We start from the raw sequence: 17,463 nt of genomic DNA, 5'->3' as shown, positions 1-17,463 counted from the left end.
CCCGGCCCGGAGGCTCGAGCGAGGCTCCGCTACGGCTGCGGGGCCTTCCGAGTCCCGCGCACGAGCAGGAACGGGCGGGGCATCACGACCCCCGACTCCGTCTGCAGTCGCCCGAAGAGCTCGATCATCTCCTCGCGGAGCGCCGCCTTCCGCTCGTCGTCGAGCGAGCGGAGGAGCACCACGATCGGCCCGAAGGCCTCGGCCATCTCGTTCCAGAGATCCTCGGCGGACTCGCCCACCCAGGGCACGTCGTGGTGCGAGAACGTGAGCTCGAAGGCGTCTCCGAGGAGCGCTTCGCAGTACGCCTCCTGGCCCCAGTCGATCGACACACCGGCGCCCGCGACCGGCGGCGGCGAGTAGCGCCCGAGCAGCTGGAAGAACTCGCCGACGGTTCCCTCGGTCGTCCACGCGGTGAGGGCGAGCTTGCCCTCCGGCCTGAGCACCCGTGCCAGCTCCGACGCGACCTGCCGATGGTCGGGGGCGAAGATCACCCCGACGGAGGAGGTGACCACGTCGTAGGTCGCGTCGTCGTAGGGGAGCGCCTCGCAGTCGGCGGTCTCGAAGACGAGGTCGTGACCCCGCTCCTCGGCCTGGCGCCGCGCGGTCTCGATCATCACGAGCGAGATGTCGGTGCCGTGGATCGTCGCGCCCGTGCGGGTGGCGAGGAACGCGAGCTCCCCGGTGCCGCAGCCGATGTCGAGCCAGACGTCGTCAGGGCGCGCCTCGACCGAGTCGATCATCAGCTCGTGCATGTCGTGCAGCGTGTGCGCGACCCGCTCGAACGGGCCGGCACCCCACATCGCCGCATGCTGCTGCTTCAAGTCCTCGAACGCCATCGTCCCTCCTCGTCTCGGATCCCGCCGACCGTAGCGCATGATCCCACGCGGTCACCGTTCCGAGAGGTAGAGGTGCCAGAGGAGGCGGGCGGCGGTCGCGCGATGCGGCCTCCAGCGCTCACCGATCTCCTCGAGCTCGGCCGCGGACGGGCGCGCCTCGAGCCCGAGCGCGCGCCGCGCTCCCTCCTGGAGGGCGATGTCGCCGACGGGCCACGTGTCGGGCCGGCGCAGAGCGGAGAGGAGGTACACCTCGGCCGTCCATGGGCCGATTCCGGGCAGCGCGACGAGCGCGAGGCGTGCCTCGTCGTCGGGGAGCGCGGCGACCGCGTCGAGATCGAGGTCACCGGCGACGAGCGCGCCGGCCAGCGCGCGGACGTAGCGTGCCTTCTGCCGGCTGAAGCCGTCGGCCCGCAGTTCGCCGTCGCTCGAGGCGAGCAGCGCGACGGGCTCGACCGTGCCCACACGGCGCTCGAGCCGCGTGTACGCGGCGCGCGCGGAGGCGAGCGAGACCTGCTGCTCGAGGATCAGCAGCACGAGTGTCGCGAAGCCCGGGTCACGCGACCAGAAGGCGGGCGTCCCGTGGTGCTCCACGATCGCGGCGAGGTCGGCGTCGTCCCGTGCGAGGCGCACGACGGCGGAACGGAACGAGCGCGGGCTGAGCACTCGCGCACGCTACCCCGGTCGGCTATCGTGATGCGATGCACTGCGAGCGCAACCGTCCGTCCTCGGCCGGCCAGGGCCTGAGCGCGCTCGCCCTCCTCCTTCCCCTCTAGGGGAAGCGAGCGCTCGACATACCCGTCCATGTCCACCGGGACCAGTACGTCCCGAGTTCGCCTGGAGGAGACCCCGCCGATGACGATGCCCTACCGCCGCTACCGCCCGTACGACACCGTCGACCTGCCCGACCGCACCTGGCCCGACACCGTGCTCTCGCGCGCTCCCGTCTGGTGCTCGACCGACCTCCGCGACGGCAACCAGGCGCTCGTCAACCCGATGGACATCGAGCGCAAGCGGCGGTTCTTCGACCTGCTCGTGCGGCTCGGGGTGAAGGAGATCGAGGTCGGCTTCCCGTCCGCGTCGAAGGCGGACTTCGACTTCGCGCGCGTCCTCGTCGACGAGGGCCTGATCCCCGGGGGCACGACGATCGCGGTGCTCACGCAGGCGCGGCCGGAGCTGATCGAGCGCACGTTCGAGGCGATCGAGGGCGTTCCCCGCGCGATCGTCCACCTCTACAACTCGACCTCGGTGACGCAGCGCCGCGTCGTGTTCCGGATGGACCGGGAGGGCGTGAAGGGCCTCGCCGTCAACGGCGCCGCGCTCTGCCGGGAGCTGGCCTCCCGGGCCGACGAGGAGGTCGTGTTCCAGTACTCGCCGGAGAGCTTCCACCACACCGAGCTCGACTACGCGCTCGAAGTGTGCGAGGCGGTGGCGGCGGAGTGGGGGCCGACGCCCGACGAGAAGATGATCGTCAACCTGCCGACGACGGTCGAGCAGTTCCCCCCGAACGTGTACGCCGACCGCATCGAGTGGTTCTGCCGGCACTTCTCGAAGCGCGACAGCGCGATCGTCTCCGTGCACCCGCACAACGACAGGGGCACCGCGGTCGCGACGGCGGAGATGGGCCTGATGGCGGGCGCGGAGCGCGTGGAGGGGACGCTGTTCGGCAACGGCGAGCGCACGGGCAACGTCGACCTGATCACGCTCGCGCTGAACCTGCTGACGCAGGGTGTCGACCCGGGGCTCGACCTGTCGGCGATTGACGAGGCGAAGGCGATCGTCGAGGAGTGCAACGAGCTCCCCGTGCACCCGCGCCATCCGTACGTGGGCGAGCTCGTGTACACGGCGTTCTCCGGGTCGCACCAGGATGCGATCAAGAAGGGCATGGTCGCGCAGGAGCGATCGGAGTCGGAGGTGTGGGACGTGCCGTACCTCTCGATCGACCCGATGGACGTCGGGCGCACCTACGAGGCGATCATCCGCGTCAACTCGCAGTCGGGCAAGGGGGGTGTCGCCTACCTGATGGAGTCCGAGCACCACCTGGAGCTGCCCCGCGGCCTCCAGGTCGACTTCGCGCAGAAGGTGCAGGCGATCACCGATGCCCGTGGCGGCGAGCTCACCGCCGACGAGCTGCTCGACGCCTTCCGCGGGCACTACCTCGACCACACGTCGCCCTACGAGCTCGTCGCGTACACGCACTCGAGCGAGGGCGACGCCGACCAGATCGCCGTGCGACTGCTCGTGAACGGGGAGGAGCGGATCGTCGAGGGCGAGGGCAACGGCCCGATCGCGGCGCTCGTCACGGCCCTCGGCTCCGAGCTCGGGATCGACCTGCACGTGCGCGACTACCACGAGCACGCGATGGCGAAGGGGGAGGACGCGACGGCGGCCGCGTACGTCGAGGCGGACGTCGGCGACGACGTCGTCTGGGGCGTCGGTATCCACGGCTCGATCGTGACCGCGTCGCTCCGCGCCGTCGTCAACGCCGTCAATCGCGCGATCGCATTGCGCGCCGCCCAGGAGGCCGCGGCCGCCGCGTTCGAGACGGGCTGACCGGCGTCGGTGAAGGCCGACGCAGCTATACTCGAGTGCTCCGGCGGATGTAGCTCAGTTGGCTAGAGCGTCTGCTTGCCATGCAGAAGGTCGAGGGTTCGAGTCCCTTCATCCGCTTCGAGGAAAGCCCCGCTCCGGCGGGGTTTTTCGTTGCCTGCGAGACGCCCGTCGTGGCACTAGCAGGCCGCTGGTCAGGTTCTGGTCAGGTTTCGCCGCCCTACCGAGCACGCCGGGAGCACTCGTGACGCATGACTACGGGCATCTACCGATGAGTACAATGGTTGCGGCTGCAACAATGGCGAGTCGAGCGGGCCGCCTTGTTGACGGGTCGGCCAGAATTCCTTCAGAGGGGAGGGAATCGTGTCTTGGAGAAGCGTCCTAGGGGCCGTCATCGCCACGATCATCGGGGCGGGCGCTGTTGGTGTGGCAGTCGGGCAGGCCGCGGGAGATACCTGTGTGTCTATCAGCAGAGGTTTCCAGCAGGTCGATCAGCAGAACGGCTCGGCGACCTGCACTGCCAACCAGGACAGCGTCGCCATCGCAATCGGCGACGGGAGCAGCGCGACCGCGCTCACCGACAGCAGAGCGTTCGCACTAAACGACAGCACCGCCTTCGCGGCCTCGGGCAGCGTCGCAGTCGCTCGCAACGGAAGCCTGGCCTCCGCCGATTTCGACAGCCAAGCGACCGCAACAGACGAAAGCTCGGCGTTCGCACTAAGGGACAGCACTGCGACGGCCTCTGATGGCGAGTGCGTAGCCGTCACCGACGGAGTCGAGCAGGACACGTCCAGCTATCCGCCGAGCTACCCCGGATGCCCTAGCTAGGTGTCGTGCCTCCACTAGTTGTGAACGGCTGGCAGGCTGTGCTCCTTGACCGAAACCCCCCGGAAACGGGGGGTTTTGTGTTGTCAGGATGGCGGCAGGATTCGCGGAAATGGGCCGCGGGTCAGCAGTTGGGTCAGCACTTTGTGAACCGCTGCTTGAGGAGCGAGGATCTGCTCCGCGCGACGTGGAATCTCAGCACACTCGTACCGCTGAACCGTGCCGGATGGGAGGTTGCTACTCATCTCGATCGAGCTCGCCGAGAGCGAATGCGACGGCCTCGTCGGCGGTCAGTGTCTTGCCGTGCTCCCACGCTTCCGTGAACCGAGGCTCTCCGAGTTGCGCGACGGCGCGTCCACGCGTCTCGTCGACTGCCAAAGCCAGCCACGGCGTCCAGGCCGCTCCGATCTCCTCGCGGATCGCCTCGGCCGCCCCGAGCAGCACCCCGGCGCGTCTGGCGTCGCCGATGTCAGCGAGTGGGCGGGCGAAGCGGCACAGGTCGAACGACGTTTGGAGAGGCGATCCCTGAGCGCGGTCGATGCGTAGGACGTCTTCGAGCATCGTGATCGCGTCCGCGAACCGGCCGTCCGTGCGAGCCAGGAAGGCGAGTGCGGCCAGCGTCTGGCCCTCCATCTGTTTGTTGCCGAGCGCGCGTGCACGCTCGAGATTGCCCTCGTGCAGCCGGCGTGCGCGGTCGAGGTCGCCGAGCTCCTCGTACATCCATCCGAGGGTGCGCGACGTGAACAGCGCGCGCGTGTCGTCGCCGAGGTCGCCGAAGAGGTCGATGCATTCCTCGAAGATCTGTGCGGCACGCGCGTAGTCGCCCTCGTCGGCGAATGCAAGCCCGAGGAGGAGGGTCGAGATGGCGATTCCAGGTGCGTCGCCGAAGTCGCGATAGAGGGCGAGTGCCTCTTCTGCTCGGCGCCTGTGCCTCAAGCTGTCGCCGCTGTGGCGTGCGAGCAGGCCTGCCGCGACGAGCGCCTTGGCACGTGCGGCGGTCGGATGCTCGTCGTGGCTGAGCAGGCGCTCCAGCCGCTGCCGGCCCTCGCTGATGTGGCCCGACTCCCAGAACTCCCTCAGAGCGCCGGCGAGCGCGAGGGCCTGCTGTGTCTCGCCCGAGGACTCGACGTGGTCGAGTGCGGCGCGGACGTTGTCGTGCTCGTCCTCGAGCCGCGCGAGCACGGCCGAGTTCCCCTCCGCCTGCGGCTCGGCCTCCTCGGCGAGTGCGAGGAAGTAGGCGGCGTGGCGCCGGCGCAGCTCGTCGGCCTCGCCGGAGGCGTCGAGACGCTCGCCTGCGAACTCGCGGATGGTCTCGAGCATCCAGTAGCGGGGCCCAGCGCTCGCTTCACGTTTGCGCGCGAGGCTCTTGTCGAGGAGCGACTGGAGGGTGTCGGCTTCGGCGTCGGCCACGTGCTCGGCGGCCTCGTAGGTGCAGCCGCCCGTGAAGGCCGATAGGCGAGCGAAGAGGCGCTGCTCGGAATCGTCGAGGAGGTCGTAGGACCATTCGATCGTCGCGCGCAGGGTGCGCTGGCGCGGGTCGGCGTCGCGCTCGCCCTTGAGCAGATCGAGTCGCTGGGAGAGTCGTGCGAGCAGCTGGTCGGGGTCGAAGAGCGCGGTACGAGCGGCCGCCAGCTCGATCGCGAGCGGAAGCTCGTCGAGTCGGAGGCAGAGCTCTCGAACCGCCTCGCTTGCAGTGAAGCCCGGTTCGATGGCGCGGGCCCGAGCCAGGAACAACGCCTCGCCGTCTCCCTCGGCGAGGGGCGGCACCGGGTAGATCCGCTCCCCGGCGACGCGCAGGCGCTCCCGGCTCGTGACGAGCACGTCCAGATTGGGGCAGGCCCCGACGAGCGCAGCCAGGTCTGGGGCCGCGTCGACGACCTGCTCGAAGTTGTCGAACAGGCAGAGCATCGACCTGTCGGCGACGTGCTCGGCGACACCGTTCGTCGATCCGAGCACCTGAGCTGCCGTCTCGAGCACCAGCGCCGGGTCGCGCAGCGGCGCCAGCGGGACCCACCAGACGCCGTCCGGATAGGCGTCGGCTGCGAGCCCGGCTGCGTGCAGGGCGAGGCGGGTCTTGCCGGTGCCGCCAGGCCCCGTGAGGGTGATGAGTCGACCGTCGCCCGTGGAGAGAAGCTCCAAGATCTCTTGCAGCTCCTGCTCCCTGCCCAGGAACGCCGTTGCGGGAATCGGCAAGTTGGTGCGGTAGAGGCTCTTCAGCGCCGGGAACTCGCCGTCGCCAAGTTGGTGGATGCGCTCCGGGGCGGAGAGATCCTTGAGCCGGTGCTCGCCGAGGTCGGTGAGCTCGGTCTCGACGAGGGAAGCGGTCGAAGCGGATACGAGCACCTGGCCGCCATGGCCGGCCGCAGCGATCCGGGCGGCGCGGTGGACGTCGTGGCCGATGTAGCCCTCCTCGCCGAGAAGTGGCGTCCCCGTGTGCACACCGACGCGCACCCTGATCGGCCCGGAGGCGAGCGCCTCCGTCAGGGCCGCCGCGGCGGTGAGCGCCCCCGGTGCAGTCGGGAAAGCGAAGAAGAACGCGTCCCCCTGCGTGTCCACCTCGACGCCGCCCTCGGCCGCGCAGGCCTCGCGGACCACCCGCCGGTGCTCGGCGAGCGCCGCACCGTACGCCTCGGCGCCCAGCTCGTGGAGCAGCCTCGTCGAGCCCTCGACATCCGTGAAGAGGAACGTGACAGTGCCGGACGGAAGATCAACGCGCATCGGGCTGAGCCGATCATGCTCCGAGCGCCGCGACCAGTCCAGCCAGGCGTGTTCGGTGACGGCGTTCAACGGCGCCGGTCTCTCCTCCAGCGCGGGGACCGGCTGCGTCTGCCCCCGCCTGTGCGGCCGGTGCTGGGCTGCCGCGCACGAGGTCGAGGGTTCGAGTCCCTTCATCCGCTTCGAGGAAAGCCCCGCCCAGGCGGGGTTTCTCCGTGCCCGCGGGACGTCCGGCGTGGCGGGCGGAGAGGGGTCGGGCTCTCGTCGGGTTGAGCCGGGGGGGTGGAGAGGCGCCGCGGCGGGATGGGTCGTCGAGTTGATGCACGCCTTGCTCGGAATTTCGGAGCACGACCCGCAGAAAGGGCTGATGACACGAAGCCGATCGTCTCCTACCGTGGATGGCACACGGGGAGAGCCACCGACTGGACGAAGGTGGTGAGATCAGGTGAGACGTTTGCTGATTGCCGCGTTCTCCGTCCTGGTGGCCACATCGGTGCTGGTTGCGGCAGCGACGTCCGCTGTGAGCGCGACATCCGCAACGAGCAACGTGCACGTGACCTGGACGGAGACGGGCTGGCGCTTCAAGGACAAGCCGCCGCGCGGGATGCATCCCGAGTTCGGCTACTTCATGGCGCTCAGGAACTGGGACCTCGGAGAGGTGACCGTCTCGAAGGGCGACTGGGAGCTCTATACGGGCGTGCTCACGAACAACCGGGCGCAGCTCGGGAAGGTCGCGGGAGCCGCGATCGGTCGGGCCGCATGGCGGTTCGACTATCAGAACAAGACGATGGTGGTCGCGAAGGTCACCACGAAGCTCCCGGCCGGCACGATCTACGCGCAGACCCGGGCGCACGACTGGAAGCTGGTCAATCGCGCCGTGTACAAGGTGAAGCGCGGAACCGGGGCGTACCGGGGAGTGACCGGGTCGGTGACGGTGATGCCGATGGGCCACACGATGAAGGGCAAGCTCAACGCCATCTTCATCTACAACCTCGAGCTTCCGACCCCGGAGCTGTGACACGCTGAGCGCAGACGTCCAACAGCGAGCAGGCGCGGCCGGGCCGAGGGAAGAGCCGAGGCCGGGTCGCGCCGGCTCGTCGTGCGCCAGGGCAAGCATGCCGCGTGCCGGGTTGTCGTTCGCCGCCCGGCCACGATCGCGTGCCCGGTTGCGCCAGGTCCCGCGAACGCGGAGTGTTCCTCACAATGGGATCGCCGTTCGAGGTCGACGTCGAGGGTGGGATGCTCGCCTGCCGGACGGAGGGCGGAGGTGACGGTGACGCCGTCCTGCTGCACGGCGGCCCGGGTCTCAGTGACTACCTCGAGGGGCTCGCCGGAGAGCTCGACGGCGTGCTGCGTACGACGCGGTACCAGCAGCGTGGTACGGCGCCGTCGACCGCGCCTCCCGGTGGGGGCGTCGAGGCGCATGTCGCGGACGCGCTCGCGGTTCTCGACGCCTGTGGGCTCGAGCGGTCGTGGCTCGTCGGCCACTCGTGGGGCGGGCACCTGGCGATGCACGTCGCCGTCGCCGCCCCGGAGCGCGTCGCCGGCCTGGTCGTCGTCGACCCGCTCGGGGCCGTCCCGGACGGCGGTGCGAAGGAGCTCGACGAGAATCTCACGGAGCAGCTGTCGCCTGCCGCCAGGGACGAAGCCCGGGCGCTCGACGAGCGCCTGCTGGCGGGCGAGGGTGGGGAGGCCGACGCACTCGCGATGCTGCGCATCGTCTGGCCGTGCTACTTCGCCGACCCGGACGCCGCGCCGCCGATGCCCGCGATGCGGATGAGCGCGGCCGTCTACGCCGACACCTGGGCGTCGATCAACGACCACTTCGCACGGGCGACGCTCGTCGGGGGCCTTCCCCGCCTCCGCTGTCCGGCCGTGTTCGTCCACGGGCGCGAGAGCCCGATCCCCTGGCGGCGCAGCGCGGAGAGCGCCGAGCTGATTCGCGGTGCCCACCTCGCCGTTGTCGACCGCTGTGGCCACTTTCCGTGGCTCGAACGGCCCGGGAGCGTCCGTCGGGCGTTCCTCGAGCTCGTCGGGTGAACCGTCCGGCCGCATGACGACGGGAGCCTCGTGACCGGCCGACGGCGCGGCGCGCGACGGGTGCCGATGGCCGGAGCGCTCGGTCTCGCCGTCGGGCTCGCCGCCGCCGTTCTCGTGGGGTGCGGCTCGGGTGGGGCGCCGGCGCCCTCGGGGGAGACGGTCGCCCGTGGCCTCGCTGCTGACTGGCCCGCCTGCGTGGAGGCCGCGTTCTGCCCCGACGGCGACGTCCGCGTCGCGACGTGTGCGCCTGCGGAGGCCGAAGGCGACACCGGCCGCCGCGCCTTCGACTGTCTGGTCGAGGGCGGTGAGGGCGACGTCTCGATCGTGCGCGTCGTGTGCGACGGGGAGAGCTGTCGCTGGGAGCCGCCCTCGAGCCCGGGCGACACGGGCCTTCCGGGAGACGCCGTTCCACCGTACGAGGGCTCCTTCCCCCTCGCGCAGTGAGCCTCGTGCGCGTCGCCCGCTCCGACTCGCGACGCCTTCCTGCCGGAGCGTCCGAACACGGGTCGCGATCAGTGGTTTCCCCGATGCGGAGGTGGGAGGGCAGCGGTTGCCTTCGATCGGCAGTGAGTCGACGACGCGTCTCCCGTGTACGGAGCCGGACCGTCGGGCCGAGAAGTTCCGCTGCCGCTGCTGTCGTCCCCGCGGCGGCCGGCGTGGGGGCGGCCGTCGGTGGGCTCGTGCTCGTCGGTGTCGGCGTCTGGGCGAGACGCGACGTCGCGCGTGCGCTCGCGCGCGAACGCATCGTCAGCACCGCCGACGCCAGGCCGCCGAGCACGCTGGTGACGACACCGGGAGGGGCGCGCTCGATGGCGGAGGTGATCAGGGAGCGCACGGTCGCGGCGTCCGGCGGCCGGACCTTTGCCGAGACCGACGAGTACGTCGACGCAGACGGGAACCCGACGTCCGACGCCGCGCTCGCCCGCATCGACGAGCGGACCGGGAAGCCCGTGGAGAACCCCCAGCACGACCTCTGGATCCAGTCGACCACGTTGCAGAACGGGCTGATGCAGGCCTACATGGCGTTCCGCGTCGCCGAGCTGACCGCCGCCGTCGGAGTGACGACGTTCGCGCTCGGGATCGGGCTGCTGTCGCTCCACGTGCGTCGCTCCTAGCGGCGATCGGGCAGGAGAGCGGCACCTCCCGGGCTGCGGCGTATTGCGCGGCGGGAGGCGGCGAACTGCGGATGCGGGTCACGGTCGGCTGCGCGATCCTGTCGATGACGCGGAGAGTGACACGGAGAGGAGGTGTGTGATGCGGGTTCGCGTGGAGGCGGTCGAGCGTCGTGCCCGGCCCTCGTGGGACTGGGACGGGTTCCGTCCGCTCTCACCGCTCGGCTGGGTCGCGCTCGCGCTCGCGGCGGTCCACGTCGGGCTGCTCGTGCTCCTGCAGTCGACCCACACGACGTACTGGCAGCCGTACGACCTCTGGTCCGACCCGCACGTCGTCGCGGCGGCCGTCGGCTATGCGGTCACGGCGATCGGAGGCGGTGTCGCCGCGCTCGTGGCGACGCTCCGGTACGGCGAGCGCTCGGTGCTGATGCTCATCCCGACGCTGCTCGGTGCCTTCTGGGGGTTCTGGCTGCTGTCGCAGCTCCCCGGCTGGCTGAGCTGACCCGGTGTGGGTCGCCGTGCTCTCGGGGTCGGCCGACTCCGGGAGACGGAGGTTCCGGCCTGTCTCTCTCCGGGTGCTCGCGAACGGCCCGCGCCAGCAACCAGGCGGCGAGCGAGGCGGGCACGGTGAAGAAGAAGAGGCTGCCCATGAACGGGCCGATCGTGCTCTCCTTCCACTCCTCGCGGTCGAACAGCGCGGTGAGGGTGGTGAGCGCGGCCAGCAGCGGAACCGCTGCGAGCGCCGTCCGGACGAGGACCCGGGCACTGCGCTCGGGGTCGACGAGCCCCAGCAGGAGCACCGCGATCAGCGCGAACGCGACGGCGTAGCCGGTCGCCGCGTACCCGCCGCCGAGGTCCCGGACCACGGAGGCGATCTCGAGGCCTTCCCCGACGTCGGCGCCCTCGACGTCGATCGCTCCCACGACGAAGAACCCGGCCCCCGCGGCGAGCATCGCGAGCCCGGCGACCCAGGCGTGCCGGCCTCCGCGCGGCACGGCCACCCGCGTCGGGAGCGCGCGGGCGAGCGCCACGACCGACACGATGCCGACCGTCACGGCCGAAATCGAGACGACGACGTAGAGCACGACGCCTCCGTTTCCGGCACGAGTCTCCGTCCGGAAGGGCACCGCCGCATCGGTGGGCGCACGGATCTCGACTGCCGCCAATCGCGGTCTCGCGGCGTCTCGGGAGCCGCCTCGCGCCCGGTGCGGAGGCCGGTACGTGGTTTCCCGGTTGTCGCACCGTGGGTGGCGCGTCATGATCGACCGCACAATCGATTATCGAGAGAGAAGGGAGTCCGCCATGGGCGAGATGCGTGGCGCTGACCTCGTCGTCGAGTACCTGATCCGCGAGAAGGTGCCGTACCTGTTCGGCTATGCCGGGCACGGCGCGGTCGGGCTCCTCGACGGCGTCTTCGACCGGCAGGACGAGATCAAGGTCGTCTTCCCGCGGATCGAGACGGGCGCGGCCTACATGGCCGACGCGTACTTCCGGGTCAGCCACGAGGTGATCCCCGTCTACACGTCGACGGGCCCCGGGCCGATGCTGCTCACGCCGGCGCTCGGCAACGCCTTCTACGACTCGTCGGCGTTCGTCGCGATCACCGGCCAGGTCGCGACGACGCAGTACGACTCCGGTGCCCTGCAGGAGGAGTACCGGCACTTCCAGGCCGACTTCCCGAGCATCGCGAAGGTGCTGACGAAGCGGAGCTTCCAGGCGCACTCGGTCGCCGATCTCGGCAAGTTCCTCCCCAAGGCGTTCAAGCTCGCCCGCGAGGGGCGCCCCGCCCCCGTGCACATCGACGTCCCGTACGACCTGTGGGTGACGAAGGCGGACGTCGAGGTGCCCGAGCCGGCCGAGCGGTCGCGCCAGCTCAACTGGCGCACACCCGGGTCGCCCGAGGCGGTGGCGAAGGCGCTCGAGATGCTCCTCGGCGCGCGTCGTCCCCTGATCCTCGCGGGCGGCGGGGTGATCTGCTCGGAGGCGAGCGCTGAGCTTGCGGCGTTCGCCGAGCACGTCAACGTCCCCGTCTACTCGACGTTCATGGGCAAGGGAGCGCTCTCGGCGCGCCACCCGCTGCATCTCGGCATCGCCGGATGCTGGGGCGAGTACCCCGCACAGGAGGCGGCACGCAACGCGGACGTGATCCTCGCGCTCGGGTGCCGGTTCTCGGACATCCACAGCTCGTCGTGGCTGCCGGGCTACACGTACAACATCCCGCCGACGAAGCTGGTCCACGTCGACATCGACCCGCAGGAGATCGGTCGCAACTACCCGACCGAGCTCGGCATCGTCGGGGACGCGCGCGAGGTGCTGAAGCAGCTCCTCGAGCTCGCCCAGCGGGACGCGAAGCGCGACCGCTCGCCGTGGCACGACCAGATCGACGGCTACAAGGAGGAGTGGACGAACTTCATCGAGCAGGAGAAGGCGTCCGACGCCGTCCCGATCGATCCGCGGCGCCTGATCAAGGAGCTTCGCGCGGCCGCACCGGACGACACGCTGATGATCACGGACACCGGCAACCACCAGACCTGGGTCGAGCAGTACTGGGATGCGCTCGGGCCGCAGATGGTGTTCACGCCCGGCGGGTTCGCCGGCATGGGCTTCGGCACCTACGGCGTGCTCGGGCTCAAGCTGGCCCGGCCGGACCAGCCGGCCATCTGCGTGACGAGCGACGGCAGCTTCATGATGTTCCCGGGGGCCGTGGCCACGGCTACCGAGTACGGCATCCCGGCGATCTGGGTGATCCTCAACAACTACACGATCGGCGTGATCCGTGACCTCCAGCGCTTCTACATGGACGGTCGCGAGATCGGGACGAGCTTCATCAAGCACTCGACCGGAGAGTTCTGGAACCCCGACTTCGCGAAGATGGCGCAGGCGATGGGCGCAGGCGGGATCTCGGTCGAGCACCCGAGCGACCTCGCCTCCGCGTTCGAGACGGCGCTGTCCGCGGGGACGCCGTACGTGATCGACGTGAAGGTCAACCGTGACACGGCGGTGCCGCTGATCGGCACGTGGCACTTCGCGCCGATCCCGCAGGCCGAGCCGACGTTCGGCAAGCCGCTGATCCTCACGTGAGCCTGTATCCGTTCACGGCAATCGTCGAGCAGGGGCGCCTCAAGCAGGCGCTCCTGCTCAACGCCGTCAACCCCGCCGTCGGCGGCGTCCTCATCGAGGGCCCGAGCGGGACGGGGAAGTCGACGGCCGTCCGCGGGCTCGCCGAGCTGCTGCCCGAGATCGACGTCGTCGCCGACTGCCCCTTCTCGTGCGATCCGGCACATCCGTGCCCGGCCTGTCGCGCTCGCCTCGAGCGGGGGGAGCGGCTCGAGCCCATGCGCAGGCAGGTGAGCGTCGTCGACCTGCCGCTCAACGCCACCGAAGACCGGGTCGCCGGCTCGGTCGACATCGCCCACGCGCTGCGCGAGGGGATCATGGCGCTCGAGCCGGGGCTGCTCGCCGATGCGAACCGGGGGATCCTCTACGTCGACGAGATCAACCTCCTCGACGACCACCTCTGCGACGTGCTGCTCGACGCCGCCGCGCTCGGCGTGAACATCGTCGAGCGGGAGGGGGTCTCCGTCTCCCACCCGGCGGAGTTCCTGCTCGTCGGGACGATGAACCCCGAGGAGGGCGAGCTCCGGCCGCAGCTCGCGGACCGGATCGGGCTGCGGGTCGTGGTCGACGCGCTCGGCGAGCCCGCACGGCGGGCGGAGGTGATCATGCGCCGTGAGGCGTTCCACGCCGACCCCGAGGAGTTCACCGAGCAGTGGCGGGACGAGCAGGAGCGGCTCGCCGCAGCGATCAGCGAGGCGAGGAAGCAGGTCCGGGACGTCGCCGTGACACCGACGATGTACCGCGCGATCGCGAAGCTCGTCACGGGCTCGGGCGTCACGAGCCACCGGGCGGACATCACGATCCTGCACTGCGCGAAGGCGCTCGCGGCGATCGACCGACGGGCCGAGATCGGGCCCGACGACGTCCTCGCCGCCGCGTCGCTCGCTCTCGGCCACCGTGTCGCCCGCGACCCGTTCGACGCCTCGTCGGAGCTCGACGAGCGCATCCTGCAGCGGATCCTCGAGGACGTCCTCGACGAGGAGACGGCGGAAAAAAAAGCGGCGGGCCCGGCGAGGCCGGAAGAGACGTCGACCTCTCGGAGCTCGAAGGCGCAGTCCCGCTGATCGACCTCGACGTCGACGTCGACCGCGTGCTCGGCCCCCGGTCGAAGGCCGACGACCTGGAACGGGGAGCGATCGGCAGGCGTCAGCGCTCACTGGTCGCCCTGCGTCGCGGCAAGTACTCGCGCCCGAGGGTTCCGCGCCAGCCCAGCTCCGACGTCGCTTTCGACGCGACCGTGCGGGCGGCCGCGACACGCGCCGGGCGCACCGGCTCGCGCTACGGCATCGAGCCCGAGGACGTGCGTCGGAAGGTGCGACAGCACCGGGTGCCGCTCGAGGTCTGCATCGTCCTCGACAACTCGTACTCGCTCCACGCCGAGCGCCTCGTCGAGACCGTGAAGGGGGTCGTCTTCCGCCTCCTCGAGGACGCGGCCGCCCGCGGCGACCGCGCGTCGGTCGTCGCCTTCCGGAGCGGGGTCGCCGAGGCGACGGTCGCCCTCCGTCCGACGCGCAGCATCGCGGTCGCGACCGAGAAGCTGCGGCAGGTCCCGCTCAGCGGCCGCACGCCGCTGGCGGCCGCGCTCGACCTCGGCCGCCGCATGCTCCGCCAGGAGCTGCACAAGCGCCCCAACGCACGACCGCTGGTGGTCGTGGTCAGTGACGGCTTGCCGAACGTGCCGCTCGTGCGCGGGAGCGACCCGCTCGAGGACGTGCTCGCCCAGGCGGCGCTCCTCCGCCGGGCCGGGATGTCGTGCGTCGTCGTCGACGCCGTCCTGCCGGGAAAGGAGGGCGAGAGCTGCGGCCGTGCCCTCGCGGACGCCGCGAGGGGCGTCCACGTCCCGCTCGGCGAGCTCTCGCCGGACGCGCTCGTCGGGCTGTTCGAGCAGGCAGCGAGGTAGGACGCGGTAGAACTTGGGGGTGCTCTCCACGGATCAGGCGGCGGTGCTGGAGGCGCTCCTCGACGAGCGCCTCGCCGAGCGCGGCCGCGAGGGCCTCCCCGCGGACGTCGTCACCGGGCTCGAGGACGAGGGGCTCCTCGCACCCGAGCAGCACGACGCGGCGCGGCGTGCGCTCGACGAGCGCGCCCGCGACCGGTCGATCGACTGGGTGTCGGGGACGGTGCTCCAGGGCGACGTGCTGGCGGCGTTCGCAGAGCACTGCCGTCGCGACCTCGACGACATCGAGGTCGAGGCGGCCGACGCGACGACGCTCACCGTGCGCTGGCGCGCCGAGGTCAGCCGCTTCGAGCTGCGCAACGGCTTCTTCGGGATCGAGCACCTGGCCGCCGGCACGCCGACGATGCTGCTCGGAGACATCGAGCCGCGACTCGACGACCTCGTCCGCGCGTTCCTCGACGACCCCGGGCTGCGGGCCCGGCTCGCCGTCTGCGACCTCGGGCGGCTCGAGCGCATCGGCGCCGTTCGGTCGAGCGCGTTCGTGTACTTCGAGTGGTTCCTCCGGGACGAGTACGGCGTCAAGCTCGTGCCGACGCCCGCGTTCACGCAGGGCTTGATCGACCGCGGCGTGATCTCGCTGGGAATGGGCTAGCCGGGCCCAGGCCCGCCCGCGTCGGCGTCCGGCGTCCGCGCATCGCCCGCGGCGCCGTCCTCGAGGTGGGCGAAGGCGCGCTCGAACACCTCGTCGGGTTGCGCGCCGAGCACGAGCAGGCGCCGGTCGAGGACGAACGCGGGGATCGCGTTGATCCCGGCCGCGTGTGCCTGCGCGGTGGCGGCGGCGACGGCGTCCGCGTGCCGACGGCCGACGATCGCGTCGTCGGCGTCCTCCAGCGACAGCTCGCCCGCCAGCTCCCGAAGGACGTCGGGGTCACCGATGTTCAGCGCCTCTTCCCAGTAGGCCTGCATCAGCCGGTCGTGCGTCACCGCGTGCTTGCCCTGGGCCCGCGCCAGCTCGGTCAGCCGCAGGGCGGCATGCGAGTTCGGCACGACGGTGGGCGGTGGGTTGTAGACGAGCCCCTCGCGGTCGAAGGCCGCCTCGACGTGCCGGTGGAACTCCTCGCCGTAGCGGCGGATGAGGTCCGAGCGCGGAATGCCCTCCGGCGGGTACTCCGGATGCAAGTCGAAGGGGAGCCACTCGACCGTGGCGCCGAACCGGCGCTCGAGCCGCTCGGCCGCCGGCTGGCCGATGCGGCAGAACGGTCAGATGTAGTCCGACCAGATGAGGACGTCGTGCGCCGCCACGGGGGCAGCGTACTGGGCGCCCCGCCCCGGGGCTCCGGTCGTCACGCGTCGCGGTGCGGACGGCCGTGCGCATGCCGGCAGGAGGGACTACGCTCGTCCGCGTGCACCGCGTGCCTGCCGACGCCCTCCTGCTCGGCACGGTCGTGCTCTGGAGCTTCAACTTCACCGCGGTCGCCTACGGTGTCTCGCACGGCTTCGAGCCGCTCTCGTACGCGTCGCTGCGGTGGGTGCTGGCCGGCCTCGCCCTGCTGGCGCTGGCCGTGTGGCGCCGTCACAACGTGCGCGTCGGCTGGCGCGACGCGACGACCCTCGCCGTCGCGGCGGTCGTCGGCGTCGTGATCAACCAGATCTCGTTCGTCTACGCGTTCCGCCTCGCGTCGGCGTCGACGGTCGCCCTCGTGTTCGGGACGCTGCCGATCTTCGTGGCGCTGTTCGCCCAGCTCGCCGGGATGGAGCGGCTCCGCGCCCGCCAGTGGCTGGCCGCCGCGATCTCCTTCGGCGGCGTCATGCTCGTCGCGCTCGGCGCCGAGTCACGCCTCTCGACGAGCCTCGGCGGGATCGGGCTCGCGCTCGTCACCACGCTGACGTTCGCCGTCTACTCCGTGGCGGTCGTCCCGGTGATGCGGAGGCGGTCTCCGCTCGTCGTCAACGCCCTCACCGCGCTCACGGGTGGCGTGATGCTCGTCGTCGTGTCGAGCGTCGTACTCGCGTCCCAGAGCTGGGCCGCGATCGGCGGCCTGGCGTGGGGGGCGCTCCTCTACAGCGCGCTCGCCTCGATCACGCTCGGGAACCTCTTCTGGTTCGCGGGCATCGACCGCGTGGGACCCGGCCGGGCGTCGCTGTTCGCGAACCTGCAGCCGTTCCTCGGGGCCGTGATCGCGGTGATCGTGCTCTCCGAGAGCCTGAGCGCCCTGCAGGTGGTCGGCGGCATCGTCATCGGCGCCGGGATCGTGCTCGGGCGCCGCCAGCGCTTCCCGGCCCCTCCGTCGGAGTGAGGGCCACCGGCGATCCGCCGACCGGTTCGCGGGACGGGGGACGTCGAAAAGCCGTAGGCTCAGGTGTCGTGGAGTCC

General features: G+C 71.0%; 17 protein-coding genes and 1 tRNA gene. 12 read left to right on the top strand and 6 right to left on the bottom strand.

Annotated features, from left to right (window positions below):
• Positions 1-29 precede the first annotated feature (29 nt).
• On the bottom strand, positions 30-836 hold the full coding sequence (locus AC162C_RS09210; RefSeq protein WP_484097295.1) for a class I SAM-dependent methyltransferase: 807 nt from the start codon (positions 834-836) through the stop codon (positions 30-32).
• A 51-nt stretch (positions 837-887) separates the two neighbouring features.
• Positions 888-1,499 carry a DNA-3-methyladenine glycosylase family protein gene (locus AC162C_RS09205; RefSeq protein ID WP_462974421.1) on the bottom strand — a complete coding sequence of 204 codons (612 nt, stop codon included), beginning with the start codon at positions 1,497-1,499 and terminating at the stop codon, positions 888-890.
• Between the two features lie 189 nt (positions 1,500-1,688).
• Between AC162C_RS09205 and leuA the strand changes: the two genes are divergently transcribed.
• Positions 1,689-3,386: a 2-isopropylmalate synthase gene (leuA, locus tag AC162C_RS09200; RefSeq protein ID WP_484097294.1), complete on the top strand. Its 1,698-nt coding sequence runs from the start codon at positions 1,689-1,691 to the stop codon at positions 3,384-3,386.
• A 43-nt stretch (positions 3,387-3,429) separates the two neighbouring features.
• A tRNA-Gly gene (locus AC162C_RS09195) sits at positions 3,430-3,503 on the top strand.
• Between the two features lie 371 nt (positions 3,504-3,874).
• On the opposite strand, the gene AC162C_RS09190 is transcribed toward AC162C_RS09195, so the two are convergent.
• Positions 3,875-4,114: a hypothetical protein gene (locus AC162C_RS09190; RefSeq protein ID WP_484097293.1), complete on the bottom strand. Its 240-nt coding sequence runs from the start codon at positions 4,112-4,114 to the stop codon at positions 3,875-3,877.
• Between the two features lie 331 nt (positions 4,115-4,445).
• Positions 4,446-6,926 carry an ATP-binding protein gene (locus AC162C_RS09185; protein WP_484097292.1) on the bottom strand — a complete coding sequence of 827 codons (2,481 nt, stop codon included), beginning with the start codon at positions 6,924-6,926 and terminating at the stop codon, positions 4,446-4,448.
• Between the two features lie 550 nt (positions 6,927-7,476).
• On the opposite strand from AC162C_RS09185, the gene AC162C_RS09180 reads away from it, so the two are divergent.
• The 5 genes from AC162C_RS09180 to AC162C_RS09160 all read left to right on the top strand — a co-directional run bounded on the left by AC162C_RS09180 (position 7,477) and on the right by AC162C_RS09160 (position 10,577).
• Entirely contained in the window at positions 7,477-7,941 is a 465-nt protein-coding gene (locus AC162C_RS09180; RefSeq protein ID WP_484097291.1) for a hypothetical protein, read from the top strand.
• A 185-nt stretch (positions 7,942-8,126) separates the two neighbouring features.
• Positions 8,127-8,963, top strand: coding sequence for an alpha/beta fold hydrolase (locus tag AC162C_RS09175; RefSeq protein WP_484097290.1), 837 nt, complete (start codon positions 8,127-8,129; stop codon positions 8,961-8,963).
• A gap of 66 nt (positions 8,964-9,029) precedes the next feature.
• Positions 9,030-9,407 (top strand): hypothetical protein, encoded by a 378-nt coding sequence (locus tag AC162C_RS09170; RefSeq protein ID WP_484097289.1) that lies wholly within the window; start codon positions 9,030-9,032, stop codon positions 9,405-9,407.
• Between the two features lie 212 nt (positions 9,408-9,619).
• On the top strand, positions 9,620-10,078 hold the full coding sequence (locus tag AC162C_RS09165; RefSeq protein WP_484097288.1) for a hypothetical protein: 459 nt from the start codon (positions 9,620-9,622) through the stop codon (positions 10,076-10,078).
• A gap of 139 nt (positions 10,079-10,217) precedes the next feature.
• Positions 10,218-10,577, top strand: a complete 360-nt coding sequence (locus tag AC162C_RS09160; protein ID WP_484097287.1) for a hypothetical protein — start codon at positions 10,218-10,220, stop codon at positions 10,575-10,577.
• Here the strand turns inward: AC162C_RS09160 and AC162C_RS09155 are convergent.
• Positions 10,507-11,130: a hypothetical protein gene (locus tag AC162C_RS09155; RefSeq protein ID WP_484097286.1), complete on the bottom strand. Its 624-nt coding sequence runs from the start codon at positions 11,128-11,130 to the stop codon at positions 10,507-10,509. The two genes, AC162C_RS09160 and AC162C_RS09155, sit on opposite strands and share 71 nt — an antisense overlap.
• A 247-nt stretch (positions 11,131-11,377) precedes the next feature.
• Here AC162C_RS09155 and AC162C_RS09150 point away from each other — a divergent pair, with 247 nt between their 5' ends.
• From AC162C_RS09150 to AC162C_RS09135, 4 genes are read left to right on the top strand one after another with little or no spacing between them, the layout of a single operon-like run.
• Positions 11,378-13,156 (top strand): thiamine pyrophosphate-binding protein, encoded by a 1,779-nt coding sequence (locus tag AC162C_RS09150; RefSeq protein ID WP_484097285.1) that lies wholly within the window; start codon positions 11,378-11,380, stop codon positions 13,154-13,156.
• On the top strand, positions 13,153-14,256 hold the full coding sequence (locus AC162C_RS09145; protein ID WP_484097284.1) for a magnesium chelatase ATPase subunit I: 1,104 nt from the start codon (positions 13,153-13,155) through the stop codon (positions 14,254-14,256). Before AC162C_RS09150 ends, AC162C_RS09145 begins: the two co-directional genes overlap by 4 nt.
• A 26-nt stretch (positions 14,257-14,282) precedes the next feature.
• Complete coding sequence (locus AC162C_RS09140; protein ID WP_484097283.1) at positions 14,283-15,092, top strand: VWA domain-containing protein; 810 nt, start codon at positions 14,283-14,285, stop codon at positions 15,090-15,092.
• 19 nt (positions 15,093-15,111) lie between these two features.
• The gene (locus tag AC162C_RS09135; RefSeq protein ID WP_484097282.1) at positions 15,112-15,741 is read left to right on the top strand and encodes a hypothetical protein; all 630 of its coding nucleotides are present in this window, start codon (positions 15,112-15,114) and stop codon (positions 15,739-15,741) included.
• On the opposite strand, the gene AC162C_RS09130 is transcribed toward AC162C_RS09135, so the two are convergent.
• The gene (locus AC162C_RS09130; RefSeq protein ID WP_484097305.1) at positions 15,738-16,337 is read right to left on the bottom strand and encodes a DsbA family protein; all 600 of its coding nucleotides are present in this window, start codon (positions 16,335-16,337) and stop codon (positions 15,738-15,740) included. The genes AC162C_RS09135 and AC162C_RS09130 overlap by 4 nt on opposite strands.
• A 155-nt stretch (positions 16,338-16,492) precedes the next feature.
• Between AC162C_RS09130 and AC162C_RS09125 the strand changes: the two genes are divergently transcribed.
• Positions 16,493-17,386 (top strand): DMT family transporter, encoded by an 894-nt coding sequence (locus AC162C_RS09125; protein WP_484097281.1) that lies wholly within the window; start codon positions 16,493-16,495, stop codon positions 17,384-17,386.
• The last annotated feature ends 77 nt before the right edge of the window (positions 17,387-17,463 follow it).

Source organism: Gaiella sp., assembly GCF_057140465.1.
The sequence above is the reverse complement of the archived record's forward strand: the minus strand, read 5'-3'. Positions and strand labels throughout refer to the sequence as shown.

Bases quoted from the DNA above. Each gene is read 5' to 3' on its own strand.
- AC162C_RS09210 (WP_484097295.1), bottom strand. From the start codon at position 836: ATGGCGTTCGAGGACTTGAAGCAGCAGCATGCGGCGATGTGGGGTGCC.
- leuA (WP_484097294.1), top strand. From the start codon at position 1,689: ATGACGATGCCCTACCGCCGCTACCGCCCGTACGACACCGTCGACCTG.
- AC162C_RS09185 (WP_484097292.1), bottom strand. From the start codon at position 6,926: ATGCGCGTTGATCTTCCGTCCGGCACTGTCACGTTCCTCTTCACGGAT.
- AC162C_RS09175 (WP_484097290.1), top strand. From the start codon at position 8,127: ATGGGATCGCCGTTCGAGGTCGACGTCGAGGGTGGGATGCTCGCCTGC.
- AC162C_RS09170 (WP_484097289.1), top strand. From the start codon at position 9,030: ATGGCCGGAGCGCTCGGTCTCGCCGTCGGGCTCGCCGCCGCCGTTCTC.
- AC162C_RS09160 (WP_484097287.1), top strand. From the start codon at position 10,218: ATGCGGGTTCGCGTGGAGGCGGTCGAGCGTCGTGCCCGGCCCTCGTGG.
- AC162C_RS09150 (WP_484097285.1), top strand. From the start codon at position 11,378: ATGGGCGAGATGCGTGGCGCTGACCTCGTCGTCGAGTACCTGATCCGC.